This window comes from Streptomyces sp. V4I23 (assembly GCF_030817975.1).
Taxonomy (GTDB): Bacteria; Actinomycetota; Actinomycetes; order Streptomycetales; family Streptomycetaceae; genus Streptomyces.
Genome location: NZ_JAUSZW010000004.1, coordinates 4,322,939 through 4,348,474, shown reverse-complemented (window position 1 = coordinate 4,348,474; position 25,536 = coordinate 4,322,939). Strand labels below are relative to the sequence as shown.

24 protein-coding genes are annotated in these 25,536 nt (G+C 71.5%); 9 read left to right on the top strand and 15 right to left on the bottom strand.

Annotated features, from left to right (window positions below; all coding sequences use genetic code 11):
* Nucleotide 1: 1 nt before the first annotated feature.
* The 6 genes from QFZ82_RS22065 to QFZ82_RS22040 all read right to left on the bottom strand — a co-directional run bounded on the left by QFZ82_RS22065 (nucleotide 2) and on the right by QFZ82_RS22040 (nucleotide 6,358).
* Nucleotides 2–1,639 carry a DoxX family membrane protein gene (locus tag QFZ82_RS22065; protein ID WP_307714791.1) on the bottom strand — a complete coding sequence of 546 codons (1,638 nt, stop codon included), beginning with the start codon at nucleotides 1,637–1,639 and terminating at the stop codon, nucleotides 2–4.
* A gap of 183 nt (nucleotides 1,640–1,822) precedes the next feature.
* Nucleotides 1,823–2,770 carry a 23S rRNA (guanosine(2251)-2'-O)-methyltransferase RlmB gene (gene rlmB / locus QFZ82_RS22060; RefSeq protein WP_307714790.1) on the bottom strand — a complete coding sequence of 316 codons (948 nt, stop codon included), beginning with the start codon at nucleotides 2,768–2,770 and terminating at the stop codon, nucleotides 1,823–1,825.
* Between the two features lie 94 nt (nucleotides 2,771–2,864).
* The gene (gene cysS, locus QFZ82_RS22055) at nucleotides 2,865–4,265 is read right to left on the bottom strand and encodes a cysteine--tRNA ligase (protein ID WP_307714789.1); all 1,401 of its coding nucleotides are present in this window, start codon (nucleotides 4,263–4,265) and stop codon (nucleotides 2,865–2,867) included.
* A gap of 86 nt (nucleotides 4,266–4,351) precedes the next feature.
* Entirely contained in the window at nucleotides 4,352–4,849 is a 498-nt protein-coding gene (ispF, locus tag QFZ82_RS22050; RefSeq protein ID WP_307714788.1) for a 2-C-methyl-D-erythritol 2,4-cyclodiphosphate synthase, read from the bottom strand.
* Entirely contained in the window at nucleotides 4,839–5,576 is a 738-nt protein-coding gene (ispD, locus tag QFZ82_RS22045; protein ID WP_307714787.1) for a 2-C-methyl-D-erythritol 4-phosphate cytidylyltransferase, read from the bottom strand. The genes ispF and ispD overlap by 11 nt, the downstream gene beginning before the upstream one ends.
* 299 nt (nucleotides 5,577–5,875) lie before the next feature.
* Nucleotides 5,876–6,358, bottom strand: a complete 483-nt coding sequence (locus QFZ82_RS22040; RefSeq protein WP_003953493.1) for a CarD family transcriptional regulator — start codon at nucleotides 6,356–6,358, stop codon at nucleotides 5,876–5,878.
* 592 nt (nucleotides 6,359–6,950) lie between these two features.
* Here QFZ82_RS22040 and QFZ82_RS22035 point away from each other — a divergent pair.
* Nucleotides 6,951–7,631: a DUF461 domain-containing protein gene (locus QFZ82_RS22035; RefSeq protein WP_307714786.1), complete on the top strand. Its 681-nt coding sequence runs from the start codon at nucleotides 6,951–6,953 to the stop codon at nucleotides 7,629–7,631.
* A 125-nt stretch (nucleotides 7,632–7,756) separates the two neighbouring features.
* Here QFZ82_RS22035 and QFZ82_RS22030 read toward each other — a convergent pair whose 3' ends face one another.
* Entirely contained in the window at nucleotides 7,757–8,437 is a 681-nt protein-coding gene (locus tag QFZ82_RS22030) for a response regulator transcription factor (RefSeq protein ID WP_018847140.1), read from the bottom strand.
* On the bottom strand, nucleotides 8,434–9,693 hold the full coding sequence (locus QFZ82_RS22025; protein WP_307714785.1) for a cell wall metabolism sensor histidine kinase WalK: 1,260 nt from the start codon (nucleotides 9,691–9,693) through the stop codon (nucleotides 8,434–8,436). Before QFZ82_RS22025 ends, QFZ82_RS22030 begins: the two co-directional genes overlap by 4 nt.
* A gap of 199 nt (nucleotides 9,694–9,892) precedes the next feature.
* Here QFZ82_RS22025 and phoU point away from each other — a divergent pair, with 199 nt between their 5' ends.
* The 4 genes from phoU (at nucleotide 9,893) to QFZ82_RS22005 (ending at nucleotide 12,694) form a co-directional block, all read left to right on the top strand.
* The gene (gene phoU, locus QFZ82_RS22020) at nucleotides 9,893–10,570 is read left to right on the top strand and encodes a phosphate signaling complex protein PhoU (protein ID WP_307714784.1); all 678 of its coding nucleotides are present in this window, start codon (nucleotides 9,893–9,895) and stop codon (nucleotides 10,568–10,570) included.
* 157 nt (nucleotides 10,571–10,727) lie between these two features.
* On the top strand, nucleotides 10,728–10,880 hold the full coding sequence (locus QFZ82_RS22015; RefSeq protein WP_307714783.1) for a hypothetical protein: 153 nt from the start codon (nucleotides 10,728–10,730) through the stop codon (nucleotides 10,878–10,880).
* 364 nt (nucleotides 10,881–11,244) lie between these two features.
* Nucleotides 11,245–11,724, top strand: a complete 480-nt coding sequence (locus QFZ82_RS22010; protein WP_307714782.1) for an SMI1/KNR4 family protein — start codon at nucleotides 11,245–11,247, stop codon at nucleotides 11,722–11,724.
* A gap of 427 nt (nucleotides 11,725–12,151) precedes the next feature.
* A complete protein-coding gene (locus QFZ82_RS22005) occupies nucleotides 12,152–12,694 on the top strand; it encodes a DUF4262 domain-containing protein (protein ID WP_307714781.1) in 543 nt (180 codons plus the stop codon).
* A 584-nt stretch (nucleotides 12,695–13,278) separates the two neighbouring features.
* On the opposite strand, the gene QFZ82_RS22000 is transcribed toward QFZ82_RS22005, so the two are convergent.
* Complete coding sequence (locus QFZ82_RS22000; protein WP_307714780.1) at nucleotides 13,279–14,040, bottom strand: phosphoglyceromutase; 762 nt, start codon at nucleotides 14,038–14,040, stop codon at nucleotides 13,279–13,281.
* A gap of 153 nt (nucleotides 14,041–14,193) precedes the next feature.
* Here QFZ82_RS22000 and QFZ82_RS21995 point away from each other — a divergent pair, with 153 nt between their 5' ends.
* Nucleotides 14,194–15,465 carry an MFS transporter gene (locus QFZ82_RS21995; protein WP_307714779.1) on the top strand — a complete coding sequence of 424 codons (1,272 nt, stop codon included), beginning with the start codon at nucleotides 14,194–14,196 and terminating at the stop codon, nucleotides 15,463–15,465.
* A 221-nt stretch (nucleotides 15,466–15,686) separates the two neighbouring features.
* Here QFZ82_RS21995 and QFZ82_RS21990 read toward each other — a convergent pair whose 3' ends face one another.
* The 3 genes from QFZ82_RS21990 to mshA form a co-directional block, all read right to left on the bottom strand.
* Complete coding sequence (locus QFZ82_RS21990) at nucleotides 15,687–17,363, bottom strand: glycosyl hydrolase family 28-related protein (RefSeq protein ID WP_307714778.1); 1,677 nt, start codon at nucleotides 17,361–17,363, stop codon at nucleotides 15,687–15,689.
* Between the two features lie 137 nt (nucleotides 17,364–17,500).
* Nucleotides 17,501–18,001: a YbjN domain-containing protein gene (locus QFZ82_RS21985; RefSeq protein ID WP_307714777.1), complete on the bottom strand. Its 501-nt coding sequence runs from the start codon at nucleotides 17,999–18,001 to the stop codon at nucleotides 17,501–17,503.
* A 14-nt stretch (nucleotides 18,002–18,015) separates the two neighbouring features.
* The gene (mshA, locus tag QFZ82_RS21980) at nucleotides 18,016–19,356 is read right to left on the bottom strand and encodes a D-inositol-3-phosphate glycosyltransferase (RefSeq protein ID WP_307714776.1); all 1,341 of its coding nucleotides are present in this window, start codon (nucleotides 19,354–19,356) and stop codon (nucleotides 18,016–18,018) included.
* A gap of 325 nt (nucleotides 19,357–19,681) precedes the next feature.
* On the opposite strand from mshA, the gene QFZ82_RS21975 reads away from it, so the two are divergent.
* From QFZ82_RS21975 to QFZ82_RS21965, 3 genes are all read left to right on the top strand, one after another.
* Complete coding sequence (locus QFZ82_RS21975) at nucleotides 19,682–20,467, top strand: trans-aconitate 2-methyltransferase (protein ID WP_307714775.1); 786 nt, start codon at nucleotides 19,682–19,684, stop codon at nucleotides 20,465–20,467.
* Nucleotides 20,468–20,807: 340 nt separating this feature from the next.
* Complete coding sequence (locus QFZ82_RS21970) at nucleotides 20,808–21,893, top strand: C40 family peptidase (protein ID WP_307714774.1); 1,086 nt, start codon at nucleotides 20,808–20,810, stop codon at nucleotides 21,891–21,893.
* A gap of 315 nt (nucleotides 21,894–22,208) precedes the next feature.
* Nucleotides 22,209–23,450, top strand: coding sequence for a PP2C family protein-serine/threonine phosphatase (locus QFZ82_RS21965; protein WP_177150249.1), 1,242 nt, complete (start codon nucleotides 22,209–22,211; stop codon nucleotides 23,448–23,450).
* Between the two features lie 493 nt (nucleotides 23,451–23,943).
* Here the strand turns inward: QFZ82_RS21965 and QFZ82_RS21960 are convergent, their stop codons facing one another.
* From QFZ82_RS21960 to QFZ82_RS21950, 3 genes are all read right to left on the bottom strand, one after another.
* Complete coding sequence (locus QFZ82_RS21960) at nucleotides 23,944–24,282, bottom strand: DUF2516 family protein (RefSeq protein WP_177150248.1); 339 nt, start codon at nucleotides 24,280–24,282, stop codon at nucleotides 23,944–23,946.
* Nucleotides 24,283–24,405: 123 nt separating this feature from the next.
* Entirely contained in the window at nucleotides 24,406–24,993 is a 588-nt protein-coding gene (locus tag QFZ82_RS21955; protein WP_307714773.1) for a hypothetical protein, read from the bottom strand.
* 35 nt (nucleotides 24,994–25,028) lie between these two features.
* Nucleotides 25,029–25,469, bottom strand: coding sequence for a helix-turn-helix domain-containing protein (locus tag QFZ82_RS21950; protein WP_177150246.1), 441 nt, complete (start codon nucleotides 25,467–25,469; stop codon nucleotides 25,029–25,031).
* Nucleotides 25,470–25,536 lie beyond the last annotated feature (67 nt).

The window sequence follows — 25,536 nt, the reverse complement described above, 5'->3', positions numbered from 1 at the left end:
CTCAGCCCAGCAGGCCGCCGATGACGGCGCCGCTCCCGGAGCCGCCGCTGCCGCCGGAGCCTCCGGTCGTGCCGCCCGAGGTGCCGCCGGAGGCGCCGCCGGAGCCGGTGCCGCCGCTGGACGTGGGGCCGGCGCTGGTGGGCGGCGGGGCGGGCTGGGAGCCGGTGGGGGGCTGCTGGCCGGTGCCCTGGGTCTGGCTGGGGGCGCCGTCGGCCGGGACGGTCTCGCGGACGGTGTCCTCGGCGGGTGCGGAGGTCGTGGAGGTGGGGGCGCCTGAGCGGCTGGCGGACGGGGAGGGCCGGTCCTGGCGCGGGCTGGAGGAGCTGCGCTCGATGCTCGATTCCTGCGGGAGCGAGGCTCCGGGCAGGTGGTTGCTGGGGTTCTGGCCGGGGCCGGGGACGGTGACGATCTCGGTGGAGCGGACGGCACCGCCGAGCATGGAGCCGACGAGCATGGTGAGGCCGACGACGACGGCGGCGACGAGTCCGCCGCGGCACAGGACGCGGCGGCGCAGGTCCCAGATCTCGGAGCGGGGGCCGAGGGTGCGCCAGGCCTCGCCCGCGAGGCGTCCGTCGACGGAGTAGACGGGGGCGCCCGCGATGATCAGTGGGGACCAGGCGGCGAGGAAGATGAAGTCGGGGGCGTCGTAGACGGGGACGGTCCGCCAGCTGACGGTGAGGATCAGCACCGAGGACAGCAGCGCGCCGAGGACGGCGGCGACGCGCTGCCACAGGCCGAGGACGGTGAGGACGCCGACGACGACCTGGAGGAAGGCGACGGTGAGTCCGGCGCCGACGGGGTGCGCGAGCGCGAAGTCGCGCAGGGGCTCGGCCAGCGCCCAGGGGTGGAGCGAGCTCAGCCACTTGACCAGGGAGCCGCGGTGGCCGCCGTCGAAGTAGACGGGGTCGCAGAGCTTGCCCATGCCGGCGTACACGGAGATCAGTCCGAGGAACACGCGCAGCGGCAGGAGCACCACACCGAGATTCAGGCGGCGGCCGGGGTAGTAGGCGTGCCGTGTGGGGTCGCCGGCGGACCGGTGGCTGGCGGGCGCGTGGGCGGTGGGCGAGATCTCGGCGTACGGCGCAGGGTCGTACGTGCTGTGGCCGTACGGGTCCGTGCCGTACGGATCCGTGCCGTACGGATCCGTGCCGTACGTGCCCCTGCTGGACGTGTCCTGACCGCCCCGGCCGCCCTGGCTGTTGGAGTCGTACGAGTCGTAGGCGCCGACGGCCTGGCGCATGGGCGGCAGCAGGGGTCGTGCGTCGGTGACCGCGGGGTACTGCACGGTGTCGCCGCCGAGGTCGACGCGCGGCATGACCTGGGTGACGCCGGAGTTGTAGGGGTCGTGCTCCAGGGTGGAGTTGCGCACGGCCTGGAGGAGGCCGGTCGCGCCGGAGTCCCCGGGGGCGGACCTGCCGCTCCACACGACGGGCGCCCTGCGCCGCGCGGCGCCCGCGCCGACGGAGGCGAGCCGTGCGGTGTCCGCCAGGCCACGTGCGGGGCGCGCGCTCTGGGCGAGCCGCACCCGGAAGCTGGCGTGGTTGACGATGACCTGCGCGGGATCGCAGTCCACCTTGACCATGCTCAGCGCAGGCTGATCATCGAACCCGGACCGGGGCGTTCTGGTGTCCACACTCATCTAACCGAGTGATGTGTGTTTAGGGCACGGCCCCGGCGGGCCCGATCTGTCCGAGACCCGTCAAGCGCTCCTCTTGAGCCTTTTCGACCGCGCTTCACCGGGTCTGTCCGGTAGGGACGCGCCCCGGGAACGCTTGCGTTCCCGGGGCGCCCCGTTGTTCCCGGGGCGGCCCCGCTGGGCAAGTCAGCGGCGCTTGGCCGCCTCGTAGAGCACGACGCCCGCCGCGACGCCCGCGTTCAGGGACTCCGCGCCGCCGGGCATCGGGATGCGGACCAGGTGGTCGCAGGTCTCGCCGACCAGGCGGGACAGGCCCTTGCCCTCGCTGCCGACCACGATCACGACGGGGCCGCCGAGCGCCTCGAGCTCGCCGATCTCGGTGTCGCCGTCGGCGGCGAGGCCGACGACGGTGAGACCGGCCTTCTGGTACGACTCCAGTGCGCGGGTCAGGTTGGTGGCGCGTGCGACCGGCGTGCGCGCGGCCGTGCCGGCCGAGGTCTTCCAGGCGCCGGCGGTCATGCCGGCCGCCCGGCGCTCGGGCACGACGACGCCGTGGCCCCCGAACGCCGATACGGAGCGGACGACCGCGCCGAGGTTGCGCGGGTCGGTCACGCCGTCGAGCGCGACGATCAGCGGGTCCTCGCCGTCGTCGAAGGCGGCGGCCGCGAGGTCCTCGGGGTGGGCGTACTCGTACGGCGGGACCTGGAGCACCAGGCCCTGGTGGTTGAGCCCGTTCGTCATGCGGTCGAGTTCGGGGCGCGGCGCCTCCATGATGTTGATGTTGCCGCGGCCGGTGGCGAGCTGGAGCGCCTCGCGGACGCGTTCGTCGTTGTCGATGAACTGCTGCACGTAGAGCGTGGAGGCGGGCACGCCGTCGCGCAGCGCCTCGAAGACCGGGTTGCGGCCGACGACCATCTCCGAGGTGCCCTTGCCGCCGCGGCGGGCCACGGGACGGCGCTGGGCCTGCTTGGCCTTGGCGTTGGCGAGGCGGTTCTTGACGTGTCCCTTGCGGGCGGAGGCGGGCGGCGTCGGACCCTTGCCCTCGAGTGAGCGGCGCCGCTTGCCACCGCTGCCGACCTGCGCGCCCTTCTTGTTGGACGTGCGGCGGTTCCTGCGCTGGCTGTTCCCGGCCATGACCTACCTGTTTCTGTAAAGCTCGCTCAAACAAAAGTGTGTACGTAAGGAAGTGTGCCGCCCGGCGCTCCGGGCGGCACATCGCGCCTGTGGCTCAGCGGGGCCCGAGGGTCCACCGGGGTCCGTCGGGGCTGTCCTCGATGACGAGTCCGGACTGGCCGAGCTGGTCGCGGATGGCGTCGGCGGTGGCCCAGTCCTTGCGGGAGCGGGCGGCCTCGCGCTGCTCCAGCACCAGGCGCACCAGGGAGTCGACCACGCCGTGGAGGTCGTCGCCGCGGTCGCCCTCGCCCGCCCAGCGCTCGTCGAGCGGGTCGAGGCCGAGGACACCGAGCATGGCACGGACCTCGGCGAGGCGGGCCACGGCGGCTTCCTTGTCGTCGGCGGCCAGGGCGGAGTTGCCCTGCCGGACGGTGGTGTGGACGATCGCGAGGGCCTGCGGCACCCCGAGGTCGTCGTCCATGGCCTCGGCGAAGGCGAGCGGTACCTCGTCGGCGGGCGCGACGACGCCCCCCGCCTTCTCCACGACGCGCTGCACGAATCCCTCGATGCGGGCGAACGCGGACTCGGCCTCCCGCAGTGCCTCCTCGCTGTACTCGATCATCGAGCGGTAGTGCGGGGTGCCGAGGTAGTAACGCAGGACGATGGGGCGCCAGTTCTTGACCATCTCGCTGACGAGCACCGAGTTGCCGAGCGACTTGGACATCTTCTCGCCGCTCATGGTGACCCAGGCGTTGTGCACCCAGTACGAGGCAAAGTCGTCGCCGAAGGCCTTGGCCTGGGCGATCTCGTTCTCGTGGTGCGGGAAGATCAGGTCGAGGCCGCCGCCGTGGATGTCGAACGCGGAGCCCAGGTACTTGTGGGCCATGGCCGAGCACTCGAGGTGCCAGCCGGGGCGGCCGCGTCCCCAGGGCGTCTCCCAGTCGGGCTCGCCCGGCTTGGTCGCCTTCCACATGGCGAAGTCGCGCGGGTCGCGCTTGCCGGTGATGCCTTCCTCGGCGGGCTGGCGCAGGTCGTCGATGTCCTGGTTGGACAGCGCCAGGTAGTCGGGGAAGGAGCGCACGTCGAAGTAGACGCTGCCGTCCGCCTCGTACGCGTGGCCGCGCTCGATGAGGCCGCGCATCATCTCGACCATTTCGGTGACGTGGCCGGTGGCGCGCGGTTCGTAGGTGGGCGGGAGGCAGCCGAGTGCCTCGTAGCCGTGGTTGAACGCGCGCTCGTTCTCGTAGCCGATGGACCACCACGGCCGGTTCTGCTCGGCCGACTTGTTGATGATCTTGTCGTCGATGTCCGTGACGTTGCGGATGAACGTCACGTCGTAGCCGCGGTACTCGAACCAGCGGCGCATGATGTCGAAGTTGAGGCCCGACCTGATGTGCCCGATGTGCGGTGCGGCCTGCACGGTGGCGCCACACAGGTAGATCGAGACGCAACCCGGCACGAGGGGGGTGAAGTCACGGATCTGCCGGGCGCTGGTGTCGTACAGGCGAATAGTCACGCATCAAGGGTAGTGGGCGGATGGCAGTGCCCCGCGCCCCCTGTGGGGTTCGCGGGGCAACTTGTGATATCGCCCGGGAAACGGATTCAGCCTCTCCGCACGATGAGCGCGGTCGCGACGGCGGCGAGCCCCTCGGCCCGTCCGGTCAGGCCGAGCCCGTCGGTGGTGGTGCCGGAAACGGAGACGGGGGCGCCCGCGGCGGCCGAGAGCGCCTTCTGCGCCTCGTCGCGCCGCTTTCCGATCTTCGGTCGCACGCCGATCACCTGAACGGAGACATTGCCGATCTCGAATCCCTCGGCACGCACGATCCGCGCGGCCTCCGCGAGGAGGGTGACGCCGGAGGCGCCGGACCACTCGGGCCGGGAGGTGCCGAAGTGGGCGCCGAGGTCGCCGATGCCGGCGGCGGAGAACAGGGCGTCGCAGGCGGCGTGCGCGGCGACGTCACCGTCCGAGTGGCCGGCGAGCCCGTATCCGTCGGCGTCCTCCCAGAGCAGACCGGCGCACCACAGTTCGCGGCCCTTCTCGAAGGCGTGCACATCGGTGCCGATGCCGACGAGGGGGAGGTTCAGCGGCTCAGAAGCCATCGTTGGCCCTCCTGCGGGCGAGTACGGCCTCGGCGAGGACGAGGTCGAGCGGCCGGGTCACCTTGAAGGCCTCTTCGTGGCCGGGGACGACGACGACCTTGAGGCCGAGCTGCTCGACCATGCTCGCGTCGTCGGTGACGTCGCCGGTCACGGTCCGGTGCGCGCGGACGAGGGTGTCGTGGTCGAAGCCCTGCGGGGTCTGCACGGCGCGCAGACGGGCTCGCTCGGGGGTGGCGACGACCGGCTCGGGCTCGCCCTCCGGTACCGGCTCGATCTCCTTGACGGTGTCGGCGAGCGGCAGCGCCGGTACGACGGCGGGCGCGCCGTCGCGCACGGCCTCGATGACGGCGTCCACGGTCTCGACGGGCACGAGCGGGCGCGCCGCGTCGTGGACCAGGACGATGTCGATGCCGTCGGGGAGGGCGTCGAGCCCGAGGCGTACGGATTCCTGGCGGCTGTCGCCGCCGGGGACGACGAGGTAGTCCGTCCGCTCCGGCAGGGCGTGGGCGTCCATGAGGCGCTTGACGTCGGCGGCACCGTCCGGCGGCGCCACGACGACGACGAGGGAGACGGCGCGGGACGCGGCCATGGCGCGGACGGCGTGGACCAGGATGGGCGTGCCGTTCAGCGCGCGCAGGGCCTTGGGGGCGCCCGGTCCGAGGCGCACGCCCCGGCCGGCTGCCGGGATCACGGCTGCGGTGCGGTAGGGGCGCGGTTGGTCTGGCATCGGTTGCACTCCGGCAGGTTTGTTTCCTCGGCCGACATGGGTATGGCCTGGGCATGCCCCCGGCCGTCAGGTGGGGGGAGTGCCGGGCGCGACGCCTTGACCGGACCCTTCCGTGACCACTGGTCTGCGCCAGCCGCCCGGGCCCGGCACACCACAACAGCGCACGGTGTGATGTGCGAGCGGCGGGTGGTCGACGTGAGACGTCGACGACATGACACTCGTGGACGAACATGCCGCAGCGCCCGGCGACAGGCTGGATCGTCCAGCGTGTCAGCGGGCACCGCGGCATCAATCGTGCGTCAGGACGCGAGGACCTCGTCGAGCAGGGCCTCGGCCTTGTCCTCGTTGGTGTTCTCAGCGAGGGCGAGCTCGCTCACCAGGATCTGGCGCGCCTTTGCGAGCATCCGCTTCTCACCGGCGGAAAGCCCGCGCTCGCGCTCGCGCCGCCACAGGTCACGTACTACTTCGGCGACCTTGATGACATCGCCGGAGGCGAGCTTCTCGAGATTTGCCTTGTAGCGCCGGGACCAGTTCGTCGGCTCCTCCGCGTAAGGTGCGCGAAGAACCTCGAAGACCCGGTCGAGCCCGTCCTGACCGACCACATCGCGAACGCCGACGAACTCCGCATTGTCCGCCGGTACGCGAACCGTCAGGTCGCCCTGGGCGACCTTGAGCACCAAGTAGGTCTTGTCCACGCCTTTGATCTGGCGAGTTTCGATGGCCTCGATCAGCGCGGCCCCGTGATGGGGATAGACCACGGTGTCGCCAACCTTGAACGTCATGTGACAGGTACCCCTTCCGTGGCTATCCAGGGTAACACGGATACGGCTTCTTCTGAATGGCGTTTTCGCAGGTCAGGGCATATCTCGGGGCTTGACAACAGCGACACGAACGTGCTGCGGACGGCTTGCGGAGGGGGGTATTCGCAGGTCGGAGCGGCTGCGCGGGCACACAGAAACGCACACGTTACACACCGCGCACCCCCCTTCCAAGGGGTTGAACGTCCCGATTTGCCGGGTTCTCGATGGCCGAGTTCATGTAGTCCGTTCGAGGATCGGTCACTCGTCCGGCCCTGGCGGCACCGAATCCACAATTGATCACGTCGGGCTATTCGTAAGGAAAACATGGCCGCCCGGGAAATTGATCACCGGCGTTATGTGAACGGCGTGCGTATCGGCATGATCGGGGCAGCCGTCCGAAGTCCGAAACCATGCTGCCGCCGCCGGCCCGCGACCCCCGGCACGCGGGCCGCGCGGGCAAAGGGCGGGTCGGGTGCGGGGCGCGACCTGCGGCTCGGTAACCTGAGCGCGAGCTGACGCCACAGGCCGGTGACAGCCACCCAACAGTCCGTACGTCCAAGGAGATGCCGCCGCCGTGAGCAGCAGCCTTCGACGCGGTGCCCTCGCCGGCGCTGCCATCGTCTTCTCGATCGCCTCGCTCTCCGCCTGCGGTGCGGGCAACGACGCGCAGACCCTCGGCGTCAGGCCGGACAACGCCGCGACGGCCGTCGACAACCTCAAGCTCCAGAACGCGACCGTCATCACGCAGCCCGAGCCCGCGGCCCAGGGCGCGGCGGCCGTCAGCGTCACGGTCTTCAACGACGGCACCCAGAAGCAGACCCTCGACTCGATCACGCTCCCGGGCTCCGACGCGAAGGTCGAGCTCAAGGCGGCCCAGGGTTCGGGCCCGATCACGGTCCCGGCCGGCGGCTCGGTGATCATCGGCGGCAAGGGCAACGCGTCCGCCGTGATCGCGGGCGGCCACGAGGCGGTGAAGAACGGCGACACGCAGGAGGTCGTCTTCCGCTTCAGCGAGACCGGCGACGTGAAGATGCTGGCGTTCGTCGTCCCGGCCACCGGCTACTACGCGGACTTCGGCCCGTCCTCGTCGCCGAAGCCGACGGCCGAGCAGCCGGCCGCACAGTCGCCGTCGGCCTCTCCGGCCGGTTCCCCGTCGGGCTCTCCGGCCGTCTCCGACGAGCAGCGCGAGGCCGCGGGCGGCGAGGCGGCGTCCCCGTCGGACTCGGCGTCGGCGTCGCACGGCTCGGGTCACTGACACACCGCGCACCAGGCGTACGGGAAGGGCGCCCACCGAGATCGGTGGGCGCCCTTCCCGGCCTGCGTGCCGGACGCGCTCGGCGTGCCTGGCGCCGGCCGTAGGCGTTCCGCTCGTTCCGCGGTCTACGGCTCGAACTTGTAGCCCAGGCCGCGGACCGTCACCAGGTAGCGCGGGGCTCCCGGGTCCGGCTCGATCTTCGCGCGCAGGCGCTTGACGTGGACGTCGAGAGTCTTGGTGTCGCCGACGTAGTCCGCGCCCCAGACCCGGTCGATGAGCTGCATACGGGTCAGGACCCGGCCCGCGTTGCGCAGCAGCATCTCCAGCAGGTCGAACTCCTTCAGCGGCAGGTCGACCTTGCCGCCGGAGACGGTGACGACGTGGCGGTCCACGTCCATCCGGACGGGGCCGGCCTCCAGGGCGGCGGGGGTGACCTCCTCCGGCTCACCGCGGCGGCGCAGCACCGCGCGGATGCGGGCGACCAGCTCCCGCGAGGAGAAGGGCTTGGTCACGTAGTCGTCGGCTCCTATCTCCAGCCCGACGACCTTGTCGATCTCGCTGTCCTTCGCGGTCACCATGATGACCGGGACGTTCGAGCGGCCGCGCAGTTGGCGGCAGACCTCGGTACCGGGCAGGCCGGGCAGCATCAGGTCGAGGAGCACGAGGTCGGCGCCGTTGCGCTCGAACTCGTCGAGACCCTCGGGACCCGTGGTCGCCACGGCGACCTCGAAGCCCTCCTTGCGGAGCATGTAGGACAGGGCGTCGCTGAAGGATTCCTCATCCTCGACGACGAGCACTCGGGTCACGGAAGGACCTCCGGGGCAGGAATTTCACTGTTCGGATCGGTGTCGTAAGGCCGGTCGTCGTCCTCGTCGACGCGATCCGGGCCGGTGGTGGTGGCGCGGTCCCGTGCGGCGCCCGCCTCGGGCAGCCGCAGGGTGAACGTGGAGCCCTGTCCCTCGGAGCTCCACACCGTGACCTCCCCGCCGTGCGAGGCGGCCACGTGCTTGACGATGGCGAGGCCCAGGCCGGTGCCTCCGGTGGCACGGGAGCGGGCGGGATCGACGCGGTAGAACCGCTCGAAGATCCGCTCTCGGTCCTTCTCGGAGATACCGATGCCCTGGTCGGTGACGGCGATCTCGATGAGGTCGCCCCCGGGTGCGCTGACCCGGCGGGCGGAGATGCCGACGCGCGTACGGGCCGGTGAGTAGTTGACCGCGTTCTCGACGAGGTTGCCGAGGGCGGCGGCGAGCTGGCCGCGGCTTCCCCAGATGCTGAGGTCGGCGGTGCCGCCCGAGGCCATGGTGATCTGCTTGGTGGACGCGGTGTGCCGGGAGCGGTCGATGGCCTCGGCGACCAGTTCGTCCACGCGCACGGGCTCGGAGTCCTCCAGGGGGTCGTCGTTCTGGACCCGGGAGAGGTCGATGAGTTCCTGTACGAGGTTGGTGAGCCGGGTCGCCTCGATCTGCATACGGCCGGCGAAGCGCATGACCGCCTCGGGGTCGTCCGAGGCGTCCATGACCGCCTCGGAGAGCAGCGAGAGCGCGCCGACCGGGGTCTTGAGCTCATGGCTGACGTTGGCGACGAAGTCGCGCCGCACCGCCTCTATCCGGCGTGCCTCGGTGAGGTCCTCGACGAGGAGGAGGACGAGGCGCGAGCCGAGCGGGGCGACGCGGGCGGAGACGGCCAGGGCCTCGCCGCGGCCGGTGCCGCGCCGGGGCAGGTCCAGCTCGACCTGCCGTATCTCGCCGTCGCGCCGGGTGTCACGGGCCATGTGCAGCATTGGTTCGACGGCGAGCTTTCCGCCGCGGACCAGACCGAGTGCGTACGCCGCGGAGCTGGCCTTGACGACCGAGTCGGACTCGTCCAGGACGACCGCGGAGGAGCGGAGGACGGACAGCACTGTGTCGACGCCGGGCGGCAGCACGGCATCGGTGTGGAGCGAGGTGCGGGTGGGGCGCTTCTGTTCCCGCTCGCTCCAGCGGAACGCCAGCACCGCGATGACGCCGGTGCAAAGACCGGCGATCGCTGCCGCTGCGGCGACCGCCGCGTTCACGTCCATGCATCCCAGGTTATGCGGGGTCCCGGACACTCTCCCAGCCAAACGGGTGGCACCTCGAACAGTCGTCGCTCAGAGTTCACCAAGGGGAAAGTGATGGTTCATTTGCGGGGGAGCGTACGGACCACTGAAGGGCCGAACGTGGGAGCGTGGGGGTTCGGAGCCCCACCCGAACCCGGTCGCATCAAGAGAGGGACACCCAATGCGTGACGCGTACCACGAGGAACTGGACTCGATCGGCGAGGGCCTGGTCGAGATGGCCCGGCTGGTCGGGTCGGCGATCGGGCGCGCCACGACGGCCATGCTCGACGCCGACCTCAAGCTGGCCGAGACCGTGATCGCCGCCGACCAGAAGGTCGACGACCTCCAGCACGACCTGGAGGCGCGTGCGATCGCCCTCCTGGCCCGGCAGCAGCCGGTCGCGACGGATCTGCGGATCGTGGTGACCTCGCTGCGGATGAGCGCCGACCTGGAGCGCTCGGGCGACCTCGCGCAGCACGTGGCGAAGCTGGCGCGGCTGCGCTTCCCGGACCGCGCGGTGCCGAACGACCTGCACGCGACGATTCTGCAGATGGGTCAGCTGGCGCAGCGCCTGATGGCGAAGGCGGCGGAGGTCATCATCACCAAGGACGTCGACCTGGCGCTCCAGCTGGAGCAGGACGACGACGAGATGGACCTGCTGCACCGCACGCTCTTCCAGCACCTGATGGACGACCGCTGGAAGCACGGCATCGAGACGGCCGTGGACGTGACGCTGCTCGGCCGCTACTACGAGCGTTTCGCGGACCACGCGGTGTCGGTGGCCAAGCGCGTGGTGTACCTGGTGACGGGCGAGTACGCGGACGAGATCCAGCAGCAGACCGCCGTCGAGGGCGCGTAGTCGAGGGCGCGTGGCGGCATCCGGCGGCGCACTGGGGGTGCTTGCGCATGTGCGCCGTTGATGCGCCGGGCCTGCCGGGCGTGCAATGGGCGAAGGCGGCATTTCCCTATGCCGGTGATGCGTGCGCCCGGCAGCGCGCGCCCATGAGGAGGCATCCATGGCCGAGTCCCCCATGACCGACTCCCCGCAGGAAGCGAGCTCCGTCGAAGTCGTCTTCCTGCCCGTCCTCGGCGCCTGCGGGTGCGGCTCGGGCTGCGGCTGCGGCTGCCAGTCGGGCGCGCCCTGCCAGTGCGGCGGCTGCTGCGGGTAGCCGACGGCGGCACGCGGAGAAGGTCCCGCCCCAGGAGAAGGGGGCGGGACTTCGGCGTTCCGGGGCACGTGCGCGTACGGCGCCGCGGTGTACGTCCGGGGCGGCAGGGACACCGAGCCCCCGGCCCCGGCGACGAGGTCGCCGGGGCCGGGGGCTCGGACTGCGTGCTTACTTCTCCTTGCCTGGATCTTGCCGGGGATCTCGGGGAGCTGGCTTCTTGCTGATCAGAGCTGTGGGCGTGAGTTCCTGAGAGGTCGTCGTTGGCCGCTGCCGATCGGCCTCGGACGGCCCACAGGCGGCCCAGCGATCGTGCGAGTCCAGCCCCGGGATGGCCCTCACTGCTGCGAATTGAGAGGCTGAGCGGGTGCACGATGATGAGGTTGTCGAAGCGTTGCGCGCCGCAGCCCGAACGCGGGCCTTGCCCCCGCCCGCACCACCGGAAGCTGTCGCCGAGGCAGAAGAAGCCATCGGATTCCCACTGCCCCCGCTGCTGCGGCGTCTGTACCTCGAAGTCGCCAACGGCGGATTCGGCCCGGACGAAGGCATCCTGGGCGTAAGCGGCGGCCGCGCACAGGGCAATTTTGGGGAAATCGCGGAGCTGTATCAGGACGGCCCGGATCCGTCCGGTCGCATCCCCGCCGGCCTCGTGCCGGTCTACGACTGGGGCTGCACCATCTGGTCGCTGGTCGACTTCCGCGACCCTGCGGGCTTCATGTGGTGCAACCACGAGGGAGAGCACTGGCCCCAGGGGATCACCCTCGCGGAGTGGCTGACCGGCACGACGGCGGGGGCCCTGACAGTGGACACGATGCTGGAGAGTCAACCGGCTTCGCCAGTGAGCTGACCTGTCCGCCCCTGCCCGAGCGCCATCCCGCCATCGCCCGCGGATTGGCGCGGAGTGTCGATGACTCATTCAGTTCACCAGCGGTAAGAGCACTGCTGGGAGCTCCAGTTCGGAAGACGCCGTATGCGGTGGCGGCTGAGCTGCAGCGTTGCTGACCTGCGGGGGAGCGGTTGACTGGCCCTTACTCCCCGTGGCCCCCTCGTTCCCCTCAGATCGGGCACGCAGGGAGCACGTGACTAGCTCTCGGTGGGGCCCTCGGCTTCATCTGCTCGATCGAGGCTGCGAGTGATTGGGGCACTGGACGTGCGGGGCCGCTGCGGACGATCGGCACTCGTCGGGTCCGTGGCCGGACAGGAGCTCGGGTGAGCGAGGCCGCCCCGGACGGGCAGGCGACGGCCCTGTGTGCCGCAACGCTTAATCTCCTCGGATGGACGAGTACCCCTGCTTCTGCCTGCTCTGCGCCCCGACCGAATGGGGCGGCCCCGTGTCGGAGGAACGCGATCGCCACATCGCGAAGAACGTCGTGGACTACGGATGGCACGTCATGGGTGTGGCCGGCGGTGAGGCCCCTGGCGACTGGGGCTACTCAATCGGTCTCTGGCACACACTGCGCAGTCCCGAGGTCAGCGTGTTCGGCCTGCCCTCGCAGACCGCGATGAACGTGGCGAACGCCGCTGGGGCAGCGATCCGGGACGGCAGCCCACTCGAGCCCGACCAGCGCCGGGGGGATGTCCTCAATGGCTACGACGTGGCCGTCCGGCCCGTCCATCCCAGCTGGTACCACGACTTCTTCGGCGCAGGCATCGACTTCTACCAGACCCCGCCACTGCCGATCACTCAGCTGTTCTGGCCGGACAAGACTGGTCGGTTCCCCTGGGACGAAGGAGTGAACGAGCACTGCCGCATGAGCCAACCACTGCTCTGGGTGCCCAAAGACGAGACCACCGGCCCCTGGGCGGAAATCACGTGAGGTCGGTGGAGCGGCTTCGGGCGGGAGCTGCCATGGGGCGAGAGATCGGGGCCCATACGCTGGTCAGCGAAATCGGGCAGTAGGTCTGTGGGCATCAGACCGACGAAGTGCGTTACAGCCACTCGTTGAGGACCGCGACCAGCACGGTCGCTTCGTAGCAGACGGCAAGTTTGTCGTAACCAGGTGGCGACCGCTCGGTGGCGCTTGAGCCGGTTGATCCCACACTCGACCGCGTGCCGCTGCTTGTAGTCGGTCTTGTCGGACCTCGGCGGCCGACCGCCGAGGGAGCCGAGGTTCTGCCGGTTGCGGCCCGGTCCGCAGGGACGGGGATCGTCGCCTTGATCCCGCGTCTGCGCAAGTAGGCACGGTTCTTGCGGGAGTCGTATGCCTGATGGGACGGACTCGGTCCGGTCGCTTGTGCGATGCGGGAGCGCAGGCAGAGGTGAGGCAGCAGCCGGAAGCTGCCTTGCTTGAGCCCTGACTCGGGCGGCCCGATCGACACGTGACGGCCCAGCCATGGCCCACGGCAGCGAGAAGCCCCCCTACCCGCTGAGAAACAGCAGGTAGGAGGCCTATTCGCGTGCTTACTTCTTCTTGCCCTGGTTCTTCACGGCCTCGATCGCCGCCGCCGCCGCGTCCGGGTCGAGGTAGGTGCCGCCCCGGGTGATCGGGTTGAAGTCGGCGTCGAGCTCGTAGACCAGCGGGATGCCCGTCGGGATGTTCAGGCCCGCGATGTCGGCGTCGGAGATGCCGTCGAGGTGCTTGACCAGCGCGCGCAGGCTGTTGCCGTGGGCGGCGATCAGGACCGTGCGGCCGGCCAGCAGGTCGGGGACGATGCCGTCGTACCAGTACGGCAGCATGCGCTCGACGACGTCCTTGAGGCACTCGGTGCGCGGGCGCAGCTCGCTCGGGATCGTCGCGTAGCGGGCGTCGTTGGCCTGCGAGAACTCGTTGTCGTCGGCGAGGACCGGCGGCGGGGTGTCGTACGAGCGGCGCCAGAGCATGAACTGCTCCTCGCCGAACTCGGCCAGCGTCTGGGCCTTGTCCTTGCCCTGCAGCGCGCCGTAGTGGCGCTCGTTCAGGCGCCAGGAGCGGTGGACCGGGATCCAGTGGCGGTCCGCGGCCTCCAGCGCGAGCTGCGCGGTGCGGATGGCCCGCTTCTGGAGCGAGGTGTGGAGAACATCAGGGAGCAGGCCGGCGTCCTTGAGCAGCTCACCGCCGCGGACTGCCTCCTTCTCGCCCTTCTCCGTGAGGTTGACGTCCACCCAGCCGGTGAACAGGTTCTTCGCGTTCCATTCGCTCTCGCCGTGGCGGAGGAGGATCAGCTTGTACGGTGCGTCGGCCATGGGCCCGAGCCTAATCGACGGCCCGCGCCCCCCGCGCGGGTGACCGAGGAGCGGACTCGATTGACGGTCGCCGTCAAATGAGTGGCGGCGACGAGACGCGGCTCAGTAAGTTACGGATGCCGCTTGAGCCGCTTACACCCGGGGGTCTCCGTCATGTCCGTCGCCTCGTTCAGACGCGCGTTGCGCGGGACCGTCTCGGGGCTGCCCGGGGGCTTCTGGTGGCTGTGGACCTCGACACTGGTGAACCGTACCGGCGCCTTCGTCCTCACCTTCCTTTCGCTCTATCTGACCCAGGAACTGGGCTACTCCGCCTGGTACGCGGGCCTCGTCGTCGCGCTGCACGGACTCGGCGGCGTCGCCGGGTCGCCGCTGGGCGGCATGCTGACCGACCGGTGGGGCCGGCGCCCCACGATGATCTCGATGCATCTGGCCGGCGGCGCGTGCGCCGCCGCGCTCGCCGTGGTGACCAGCGCGTGGGGCATCGCGGTCGTGGTGCTGCTGATGGGCGTGGCGATGCAGGCCGTACGGCCCGCGATCAGCGCCACCATCGCCGACCTCGTGCCCGACTCCGGGCTGCGCCGGGCCTACGCGCTGAACTACTGGGCGCTCAACCTCGGCTTCGCCATCGCCGCCCTCGGCGGCGGCGCCGCGATCTTCCTCGGCTACCGGACCCTGTTCGTGGTCGACGCCCTCGCCACCGCCCTGTGCGCGCTGATCGTCTTCCTGCGGCTGCCGGAGACGCGCCCCGAGAAGCGGTCCGACGCCGTCGAGGGCGCCCCGGAGGACGAGCGGCTGACCGTGCTCGACGTGCTGAGGGACGCGCCCTTCAGGACGCTGGTCCTGCTCAACCTGCTCGTCTGCCTGATCTTCACCGCCCCCTGGGTGGGTCTGCCGCTGACCATGGCGGGCGAGGGCCTGTCGGCCGACGCGTACGGCATGGTCATCGCGGTCAACGGGGTGGTGATCGTCGCGTTCCAGCTGCTGGTCAACAGGATCACCGAGAAGCGTTCGCCGGCCGCGCTGCTCACCGTCTCCTCGCTGCTCTTCGCCGCCGGTACGGGAGTCACGGCACTGGCCGGCACGCCTCTGCTGTTCGCGGCCACCGTGGTGGTGTGGACGATCGGCGAAATGGTGCACGTGCCGACCAACGCGGCCGCCACGGCCCGCCTGGCCCCCGAGCACGCCCGCGGCCGCTACCAGGGTGTGATGGGCATGTCCTGGGCGGTCGCCGGATTCGTCGCGCCGATCCTCGCCGGCTGGGTGGTCGACGGGCCCGGTCCGGACGTCCTGTGGATCGGCTGTGCGGCCGTGGGCTGCGTCGCGGCTGCCGGGTACACGCTCCTGCTGCGCCGGGCGCTGGCCGAGAACACTCGGCCCGAGGCTGCGGAGACGGCCTCCGAGAAGGCGGAGCCCGTCGAGGCCTGAGGTCTCGCCCGGGCCTCAATCGGGCGGCGCTCCCTCCTGCGCCGTCCCGCCCGTCACCCGCGTGCCCGGATGCCGCAGCGAACACAGGAAGGCGAGGGCCAACGCTGTCGGACAACCGCCCGCCGAGGGCGAAGAAGGCGGCCAGGGTGAGCAGGTGGGCGCTGTCTCTCCGGTCGGCGCGTCCCGCACGCGGGCGGTGCACCGGCCGGAGAGGCGGGTCGTCACCGGCGCAGTTCGCGCTGGGCCTCGTAGAGGTTCGCGGGGCGCACGCCGCCCGGAGAGCCGTACGCCTCGAGCCGGGTGCGGAGGTCCCCCGCGAAGTCCGGCACGTCGATCTGGTCGAACTCGCGCACCGTGCTGATCGCGACGGTCGCGCTGCACGGGGCGACCCCGTCGATCCTGACCAGTCCGGCGCGCTCGTTGGTCACGGTCACGTTCCAGTGCGTGAAGCGCGCCCCGTACAGCGGTCCCGCGCCGGCGTCGCCGCCGTGCCTGCCGGTGTTGTTCACCGTGATCTCGGTGCGGACATTGGCGAACGGCATCCCGCGGTGGGTGTCGAAGGTGCCCATCTCCATCACGCCCCGCGACCAGACGTTGTGGCTCGACAGACCCTCCACGTTGATGCCGTGCAGCTGGGTCCCGGCGGGCGCGGGGACCGTGCGCTGCGCGACGGTGAAGTCCTCGATCAGGTTGTCGTGCGAGCCCTCGCGGCAGAAGTAGGGATGGTGGCTGCCGCGGCCCTCGACCCGGGTGCGCCGCAGGGTGCAGGCGGAGGCGGCGACGAGACCGAAGCCGTTGTCGGCGTGGCGGACGGTGATGTCGTCGGCCCAGCAGTCGTACGCGCACTGGAAAGTGACGCCGTTGTAGCCCTTGTCGAGAAGGTGCGGGGCCTGCGGGGTCAGGACGGCCTCCAGCGTCAGTCCCTCGACGCCGGAGCCGGTGAGCGGGGTGACGAGGGTGGTCAGGCGGGGGTCCCACGCGGGGCGCAGGTCCAGCGGCAGCGGGCGTTCGAGGGTCACCCGGTCGCCTGCGACGGCCATGATGCGCACGGGCCACTCGTAGGGGACGTACGACGTCAACTTGGTCTTGTCGTCCCAGACATAGGACGCCGCACCCTCGACGTCGCCCGCCATGTGCTCCAGCAGCGTGTGGTCGGCGTCGTCGGCCAGACGCAGCAGAACGAGCTGTCCGCGGCGCAGCTTCGAGGCGTCGTGGACGGTGACGGACCGGTCGCCGCGGCGGGCGGGGGCGACGGTGGTGAGCGTGGTCCATTCGTCGCGCCGGTTGCCGGTCCATCCCTCGAAGGGCCACGCCCTTGTCCTGATGGCCTCGGTGAGGGAGTCCCAACGGTCCTTGGGGCACAGCCAGATGAGGCCGCCGGCCCACGACCAGGAGGACTTGTCGCCGCCGTAGCGGGAGCCGTAGGGGCCGACGAGTTCGGTGAGGTTCCTGGCGGCGAGGAGCTTGGTGCGGCCGCTGCCGGCGCCGCGCAGGACGACGTTGCTGTGGCCGATGCGGATGACGTCGTCGACGCGGTAGGTGCCGGGCGGGACGACGACCGTGCCGCCGCCGCGTTCGCCCACCTCGGCGATGGCGCGGTTGAGGGCGGGAGCGGCGTCCGCGGAGCCGTCGTTCCTGGCGCCGTACACGAGGACGTCGGCCTTCACCGGGAGCCGCGGGAGGTGCTCGGCGCCGGCGCGCTGTCCTGCCCGTCCTACGTACGGGATCTGCGGGTGGGTGTACGGCGTGCGCCGGTACTCGCGCCAGAGGGGGGACGCGCCCTCGGCGGCGGCCGCCGCCGAGGGCGCGGTGACGCCGCCGGCGGCCCAGGCCGCGGCCACGGCTGTCGCGCCGCCCAGCAGGGTGCGTCTGCTGAGGGAGTGCCGGTCGGTCCCCATGAGCCCACCTTCCGCGTATGTGAACGTCGTTCATGTCCGGGTCGGCGGTGAGCATGCCACGGCGTCCCGGTGCACGGGAAGGGCCGTGCACCAGGAATGAAGGGGGAGCCAGAAGGAGCGGGGAGGTGTCGGCGGGATCAGTCGGCGGGCCGCTGGGTCAGATTCGTGAACGCGTCCAGGTTGCGCGTCGATTCGCCGCGCGACACGCGCCACGCGTACTCACGGCGGATAGCGCTCGCGAAGCCCAGTTCGAGGAGCGTGTTGAAGGAGCCGTCCGCCGCCTCCAGGATCGACCCGAGCAACCGGTCCAGCTCCTCGGGAGTGACCACGGCCAGCGGCAGTTTGCCGACGAGATAGATGTCGCCGAGCCGGTCGACGGCGTAACTGACCCCGTACAGCTTGAGGTTGCGCTCCAGCAGCCAGCGGTGGACGGCCGCGTCGTTCTCGTCGGGGTGGCGGATGACGAAGGCGTTGACGGAGAGCGAGTGCCTGCCGACCAGGAGGGAGCAGGTCGTCGACAGCTTGCGGGTGCCGGGGAGTTTGACGACGTACGAGCCCGCGTCCGGGCTCTCCCACTCGAGTTCCGCGTCCTTCAGGGTCTGCTCGATGACCTGCATCGCGCGCTCTGCGTCAGCCATGCAGGGAGCGTACGTCAGTGGTGATGGGCCCGCGTGCGGTGGCGGTGCTCGTACATCGCCGCCGTGTACACGTCCGCCGTCGCCGACGCCGCCCTGCCCCAGCCGAAGGACTGCGCGTGCCGGGCGGCGGCCGCGCCCATGCGGTCGGTCAGCGACGGGTCGCGCACGAAGCTCGCCAGGACGTCCGCGTAGTGGGCGGGGTCGTGACCGGGGACCAGGAAGCCCGTCTCCTCGTCGCGCACCGCCACCGGCAGCCCGCCGACCGCGGCGGCCACGACCGGGGTGCCGGCCGCCTGGGCCTCGATCGCCACCAGCCCGAAGGACTCGCTGTAGGAGGGCATGACCAGGACGGACGCGGCCCGGAACCAGTCCGCGAGCCGCACCTGCCCGACCGGGGGCCGGAAGTGGACGACGTCCGCGATGCCGAGCCGGGCGGCGAGCTTCTGCAGCCCCTCGGGCTTGGCCAGTCCGCTGCCGCTGGGGCCGCCGACGACGGGCACATGGATGCGGTGACGCAGGGACGGGTCGCGCTCCAGCAGCAGCGCGACGGCGCGCAGCAGGACGTCGGGGGCCTTGAGCGGCTGGATGCGGCCCGCGAACAGCGGGATGAACGCGTCCTGCGGCAGCCCGAGCCTCGCCCGTGCCGCGGCCCGCCCGTCGTCCGGCCGGAAGACGTCGAGGTTGACCCCCGGGTGGACGACGGCGACCTTCGCCGGGTCGGCGTCGTAGAAGCGGGCGAGCTCGTCGGCCTCCTCCGCCGTGTTGGCTATCAGCCGGTCTGCGGCGCCCACTATCTGGGTCTCGCCGATGACGCGTGAGGCGGGTTCGGGGGTGTCGCCCTCGGCGAGTGCGGCGTTCTTGACCTTGGCCATGGTGTGCATGGCGTGGACGAGGGGAACGCCCCAGCGTTCGGCGGCGAGCCAGCCGACGTGGCCGGAGAGCCAGTAGTGCGAGTGGACGAGGTCGTAGTGCCCGGGCCGGTGGCCCGCCCACGCCTGCATGACACCGTGCGTGAACGCGCACAGCTGGGGCGGCAGGTCCTCCTTGGCCAGACCCTCGTAGGGGCCCGCGTCGACGTGCCGCACGAGGACGCCGGGCGCGAGCTCGACGACCGGCTGCAGACCGCCGGTGGTGGCCCGCGTGAAGATCTCGACCTCGATGTCGATGGCCGCGAGCCGCTTGGCGAGCTCGACGATGTAGACGTTCATGCCGCCCGCGTCGCCCGTGCCCGGCTGGTGCAGCGGCGAGGTGTGGACGCTGAGCATCGCGACCCTGCGCGGCTTGCGGGGGCCGCCGGGGAACCGGAGACGGGGCGCCATCCGGCTGCTGCCGAGGCGGGAGACGTACTGGCTCACGTCGGCGGTCCTCTCGCTGCGGGCACGACAAACTGCGGGTCTGGGGTCCCGCACGCCTGCACAACAGCGGAGCAGACGCTTCCATTTCCCGGCTGCTCCCACTTTGCCAAATCATTGCCGTCCGCGCGGACCGGAACGGCGGGCCCACCGGTCGAGGCGGGGCCCGCCCGGGCCGGGGGCGGCCGACTGCCACCGGGCCGGGGTGCACGCCACCCGGGCCGGGCGGCCGACCCGCGGGCCGGGGGCCCAGCGCCGGATGGCGATGCGTACCGGGCCGGGCGGCCGGTCTCCGGGGCCCGCGGCGCGAACGCTTACCCTCGGTGACATGAATCGCCCCGTCGGCACCGCGACCCGCGGGACGACCAACCCGAACCGGCTGCGCCGCATGGACCGCTGGATAGCCGCGACGCACGGCCCTGCCCTGCGCCGCAGCGCCGCGGCCCCTCTCGCCGTCGACCTCGGGTACGGGGCGGCCCCCTGGACCGCCGTGGAGCTGCTCCAGCGGCTGCGCACCGCCGAACCGCGGTGCGAGGTCGTCGGCGTCGAGATCGACCCGGCCCGCGTCGCCGCCGCGAAGCCGTATCAACGCGCCGGGCTCACCTTCCGGCACGGCGGCTTCGAGGTGCCGACACAGGACCGGCCGGCGCTGATCAGGGCGGCCAATGTGCTGCGCCAGTACGACGAGGACCAGGTCGCGGCGGTCTGGTCGCGGCTCTGCGGGCGACTGGCGCCCGGCGGGCTGCTCGTCGAGGGCACATGTGACGAGATCGGGCGGCGGCACGTCTGGGTGGCGCTCGGACCCGAGGGGCCGCGGACGGTCACGTTCGCGACCCGGCTCGGCTCCCTGGAGCGCCCCTCCGACCTGGCCGAGCGGCTGCCGAAGGCGCTCATCCACCGCAACGTGCCGGGCGAGCCGGTGCACGCGTTCCTGCGGGACTTCGACCGCGCCTGGGCGGCGGCCGCGCCGTACGCCTCGCTGGGGGCGCGCCAGCGCTGGATCCGGGCGGTGGGCGACCTGGCGGGCGAGTGGCCCTTGAGGGACGACCGGCGGCGGTGGCGGCAGGGCGAGGTCACCGTCGCGTGGGAAGCGCTGGCGCCCGCCCCCGGCTGAGGCACGTGAGGCGCCGGCCCCGGCCGACGCACCGCGGAGGCACTGCTCCCCGCCACCGACCGGGGCAAACCGGCAATACGGGTGAACACCTCCTGGTTTGCGGTGTACGGGACACCGTGACGGATGAACGGATCCGGCCGGGGGAACACCGGGACGACCCGGCTCGTAGTGACGGTGGGGACGAGCGGCAGGCATCGCCGGGGTGGGGAAATCTGCGGGGAACGAAGTGCCGGTCGTGCCTGTCGTTTTGGCGGTCGCCATGACACCATCACGACGTCGCACCCATGTTACTGACGGTCAATCACATGTGATTGACCAGCGCCCGCCCGGAGGGGGAGTCGTGAACCGACGCCGCTGTGCCACTGCCGCAGCGATCAGCCTGGTCTGCGCGCTGACCGTGCTCGCGGTCCCCGGCCAAGCGCTCGCGGCACCGGAGCCGCAGCCGCCTGCCTCGGTCACCGTGCCCGGACCGATGGCCCCTCCCCCGCCGAGCGCCTCGCTCGAAGCGGTGCGCCTGCAGATCGACGCGCTCTACCGCCAGGCCGCGTCCGCCACCGACGCGTACAACCTGGCCAAGGAGCGGACCGAGAAGCAGTCGGCCGAAATCGTGAAGCTGGCCCAGGAGATGGCCAAGGGTCAGGCCCGCATCGAGGACCTGAAGAACCGCGCAGGCGCCGCCGCCCGCGCGCAGTACCGCGCAGGCGGCCTGCCGCCCGAAGCGCAGCTGGCACTCGTCGACGACCCGCAGCTGTTCCTGGACGGCATCGGCCGCATCCAGCAGGGCCAGAAGGCCACGAAGGACCTCATCGCCGAACTGACGCAGACCCAGGCCGATTTGGCTGCGTACAGCAAGGACGCCAGCGCCTACTGGGAGCGGCTGGAGGCCGGCAGGCTCAAGCAGGAGAAGGCCAAGAAGCAGATCAAGGCCAAGATCGCCGCAGCCAAGAAGCTCGAGGACAAGCTGGAGAAGGAGGAGCTCCGGCACCTCCTCCAGCTGGAGCAGCAGGCGCAGTACAGGGCCCAGAGCCAGTGGCTCGACTCGGGCATACTCGACGAGATCGACGGCCGCGCGAGCGAACAGGGCAGGAAGGCCGTCGAGTTCGCCACCGCGCAGCTCGGCAAGCCGTACGTGTGGGGAGCCGAGGGCCCGGGGTCGTACGACTGCTCGGGGCTGACCTCGCAGGCCTGGGCGGCCGCCGGGCGCGGCATTCCACGCACCTCGCAGGAGCAGTGGCGGCTGCTGCCCCGGATCGCCGTCCAGGACATGCGCCCCGGCGACCTGATCATCTACCACGCCGACGCGAGCCACGTCGGGATGTACGTCGGCGACGGCGCGATCATCCACGCCCCCCGCCCGGGAAGGAACGTCACGGTCGCCGGCGCCGGGTCGATGAGCATCCTCGGAGTCGTGCGCCCCGACAGGTGACGCGGGTCGCCCTCCGGGGCCGGCGCGTGATGTGCGTCCCATGCCCGCACGCGCCCCGGCGCCGGCCGGACACCGGCTCCGCGGCGCAAGTGACGTGCGCCACCCGGCACATGGGGCGAAAGGGGCAGCCGGGGTGATGGCGGCGTGATGTTCGTCATGGCGCGCCCGGTAACTACCTCCCTATGCGCGGCATATGCCAGTGGCTCTTCGTTGATCGGCATTCCGTTCGGCCACCGCCTACCGCTATGGTCCCCGTCTGGCGGGACGTCGTTCGTCGCCCTGCCGCCCTCGGGGGGAGGGAAGGAAACAGAACCGATGCCCGTACCCGTACCGCGACAGAGGAACGTCCCCGTCGCGGAGACCGCCCCCGGCGGGACGACCAGCGGCGGCGACCTCACGCTCCTGATCATCGAGGACGACCCGGCGGGCACCATCAGCGTCCCGGAGCTGCTCGACGCGGCCGGTACCCGCGTGCGTATCCGGACGGCCCGGAATCTCACCGAGGCCGAGCGACTGCTCACCGACGACGTGCACTGCGTACTCGTCGACCTCGCCCTGCCGGGTCGTACGACGGGCGACGAGCTGGGCGCCCTCAAGCACGTCCTGCGCCTTGCGCCGCGCCACGCGGTGCTGGCCCTGACCGCGTCCGGCGACAGCCGGCTGGCCGCCGAGGCGGTACGGGTCGGCGCCCAGGACCACCTCGTCCGCGAAGAGCTCGACGGACGGCTGCTGAGCCGCGCCGTGCGTTACGCGGTGGAGCGCAAGCGCGCCGACACCGCCCAGGTGAAGCTCGCCGAGTCCCGCATGCGCGCGCAGGAGAACGCCCGTCTGGAGCGCGGTCTGCTGCCCACTCCCCTGCTGGAGGGCTCGGACCTGCGTTTCGCCGCGCGCTACCGCCCCGGGCGCTCACGCGCCCTGCTCGGCGGCGACTTCTACGACACGGTCCGCACGCCCGACGGCACCGTCCACGCGATGATCGGCGACGTCTGCGGCCACGGACCGGACGAAGCGGCGCTCGGTGTGGAGCTGCGCATCGCCTGGCGGGCGCTGACCTTCGCCGGGCTGTGCGGGGACGAGCTGCTGTCCACGCTCCAGCAGGTGCTGGAGCACGAGCGGGAGAGCGACGAGATCTTCGCGACGCTCTGCACGGTGGACATCGCGCCGGACGGCCGGCGGGCCGGGCTCTGCCTGGCCGGCCACCCGAGCCCGCTGATCGCCCGGCACGGGCGGGCCGCGCAGCTGCTGCCGTACGACGACGGCGGCCCGGCGCTGGGCCTGCTGCCGCGCGCCCGCTGGCCGCGCCGCCAGGTGGAGCTCGGCGGCTCGTGGAGCCTGATGATGTACACGGACGGCCTGATCGAGGGCCGCCAGGGCCCGGACACCAAACAGCGCCTCGGCCAGGACGGCATGGTCGCGATGATCAACCGCCAGCTGGCGGCGGGGCTGCACGGCGAGTCGCTGCTGGAGGCGGCGGTCGGCGAGGTGCGCGAGCTGAACGGCGGCGACCTGACGGACGACGTCGCGGTCCTGCTCCTGAGCCGCGGCTCCCGGGCCTGACACGCCGGGCGCGCGCTCCTCGGTGAGTGGGCGTGAGCGGACGGGCGACGCAGCCCTCGGGCGGGAGCCGACAGCGTTGTCGCGGCCACGCGAGACCATCCTCGGCCAGCGGCCGACCTCGGGACGGGCCTGCCCCGGCCCGGTCTCTGTGGGCGGCCTGCTGACGGGCTCCGCGTCGGGCAGGTTCCCGGCTCCCAGGCGAGAGCCGGCGGCTTGCCGCGGGGCCGCGGGGTGCCGATCCGCCCGCGCGGGGCGCAGGAGGGCCGGTTTCGGTGCGCGGGGTTCACTGACCCGCGGGCGGACTGTCGCCCCGGTCGAGGCAATGCGGACCACCGGCACACGCGCACGGTGCGCATGAGGCACCGGTCCACGAAGTCGGACGAGCGTCCTGCCGTGTACAGCACGGACGGCCCCGGTCCACCGCGGACCAGGGCCGTCCGAGCAAGGAGAAACGCCGGCCCGGGCGCGCTGCGCGCCCAGCGGGGCGGGCCCGCTAGCGGCCGCCGTTGTACGGGCCGTACGGACCGTCGCTGCTGGATCCGCCCCGGCGGCGGCCGCCGCCGGACACCTGCGCCAGCGCCGGGCGCACGTCCACGAAGAAGACGATCGCCGCGATCAGCCCGGCGATCGACAGGAACAGCATCGGGATGAAGAGGTTCACGGCGACGGCGACACCGAGGATGATCAGCCAGAAGGACTTCGTCTTCTTGTCCGCCGCCCGGTAGGCGTCCTCACGGGCCACAGCGGCCATGACCAGCGCGGTCACGGACGTCACGAGGAAGACGAGCCTGGTGATCATCCAGAGCCCGAAGTCGAAGTTGTCAGCCAGCATCCCGAACACCGCCTAGTCAGTGGTTTGTGGCGCCTCGCGCCAAGGTACCTCCGGGAACGCCTCCGAGGCGATGAGCCTGCCGGGGCGGGGCGCCGCGTCACCGCGGCGCCCGCGCTCCTGGCGTCACTCGGCCGAAGGCGTCGCCTTCTTCGCCACGGGCTTGCGGGGGGCCGGCTTACGCGCCGGGGCCGGCTTCCTGGTCTCGGCCTTGGCCTCCGCGGGCTTCGCGTCCTGCGCCGACCCGGCGGGCTTCGCGGACTCCGGCTCGACGGCCACGGCGATCTCGGTGAGCTCCTCGGCGGCCTCGCCGCGCCAGGCCCTCACGGTCTGCTCGCCGTGCTCGGCGACCTTCTCGTACGCCTCACGCGCCTTGACGGCGTACTCGGCGGCGACGCCGACACTGCGCAGCGCGAGGTCCTGGGCGCTCTCGCCGAGCTTCTTCAGGTCGGTGTCGATGTTGCCGAGCACCTCGGTGACCTTGGCCTGCACGGTGGCCTGCGCCTCCTTGGCCTGAGCGGTCACCTTCTCCTGCACGGCCTTGGGGTCGGTGTTGCGCACGGCCTCGAAGCGGCTCGGCGCCTCGGCCGCGAGCTGCTCGAGCAGCGCGGGCACCTTCTTCGCCTGCTGCACGGCGAGGTCGGCGGTGCCGGCGGCGAAGTAGAGGGGAGTCGGGTCGCTGAAGGTCTTGCGCAGGTCATCGGTGATGGCCATGACTGTCGTCCTCCCGGAAGGCAGATCGGTACGTCTCAGTCGTTCTTCGGATCGGCATCGCCCGCGCCGGCCGTGCGGGGGCCGTCAGCGGTGGTGTCCTCGGGGGCGCTCGCGGGTCCGCTCGCGCTGTCGAGCCCGTTCTCCTTGCGGAAGGACTCGTAGATCTGCAGCAGCACCTGCTTCTGCCGCTCGTTGATCGAGGGGTCGGCCAGTATGACGGCACGCGTCTCCAGCTCGTCCCGCTCCTGCTCGTCGAGGATCCCCGCCCGGACGTAGAGGGTCTCGGCGGAGATCCGCAGGGCCTTGGCGACCTGCTGGAGCACTTCCGCGCTCGGCTTGCGCAGTCCGCGCTCGATCTGACTCAGATACGGATTGGACACCCCGGCGGCGTCGGCGAGCTGCCGCAGCGAGAGCTGCGCGCTGCGCCGCTGCTCGCGGAGGTAGTCACCGAGGTTGCCGACGTTGAGCGATGCCATGGTTCGATGGTGCCCGATGAGTGCTAACAATTGCAAGCATCTGCTTGCAAGAGTGTTCCATGCCACC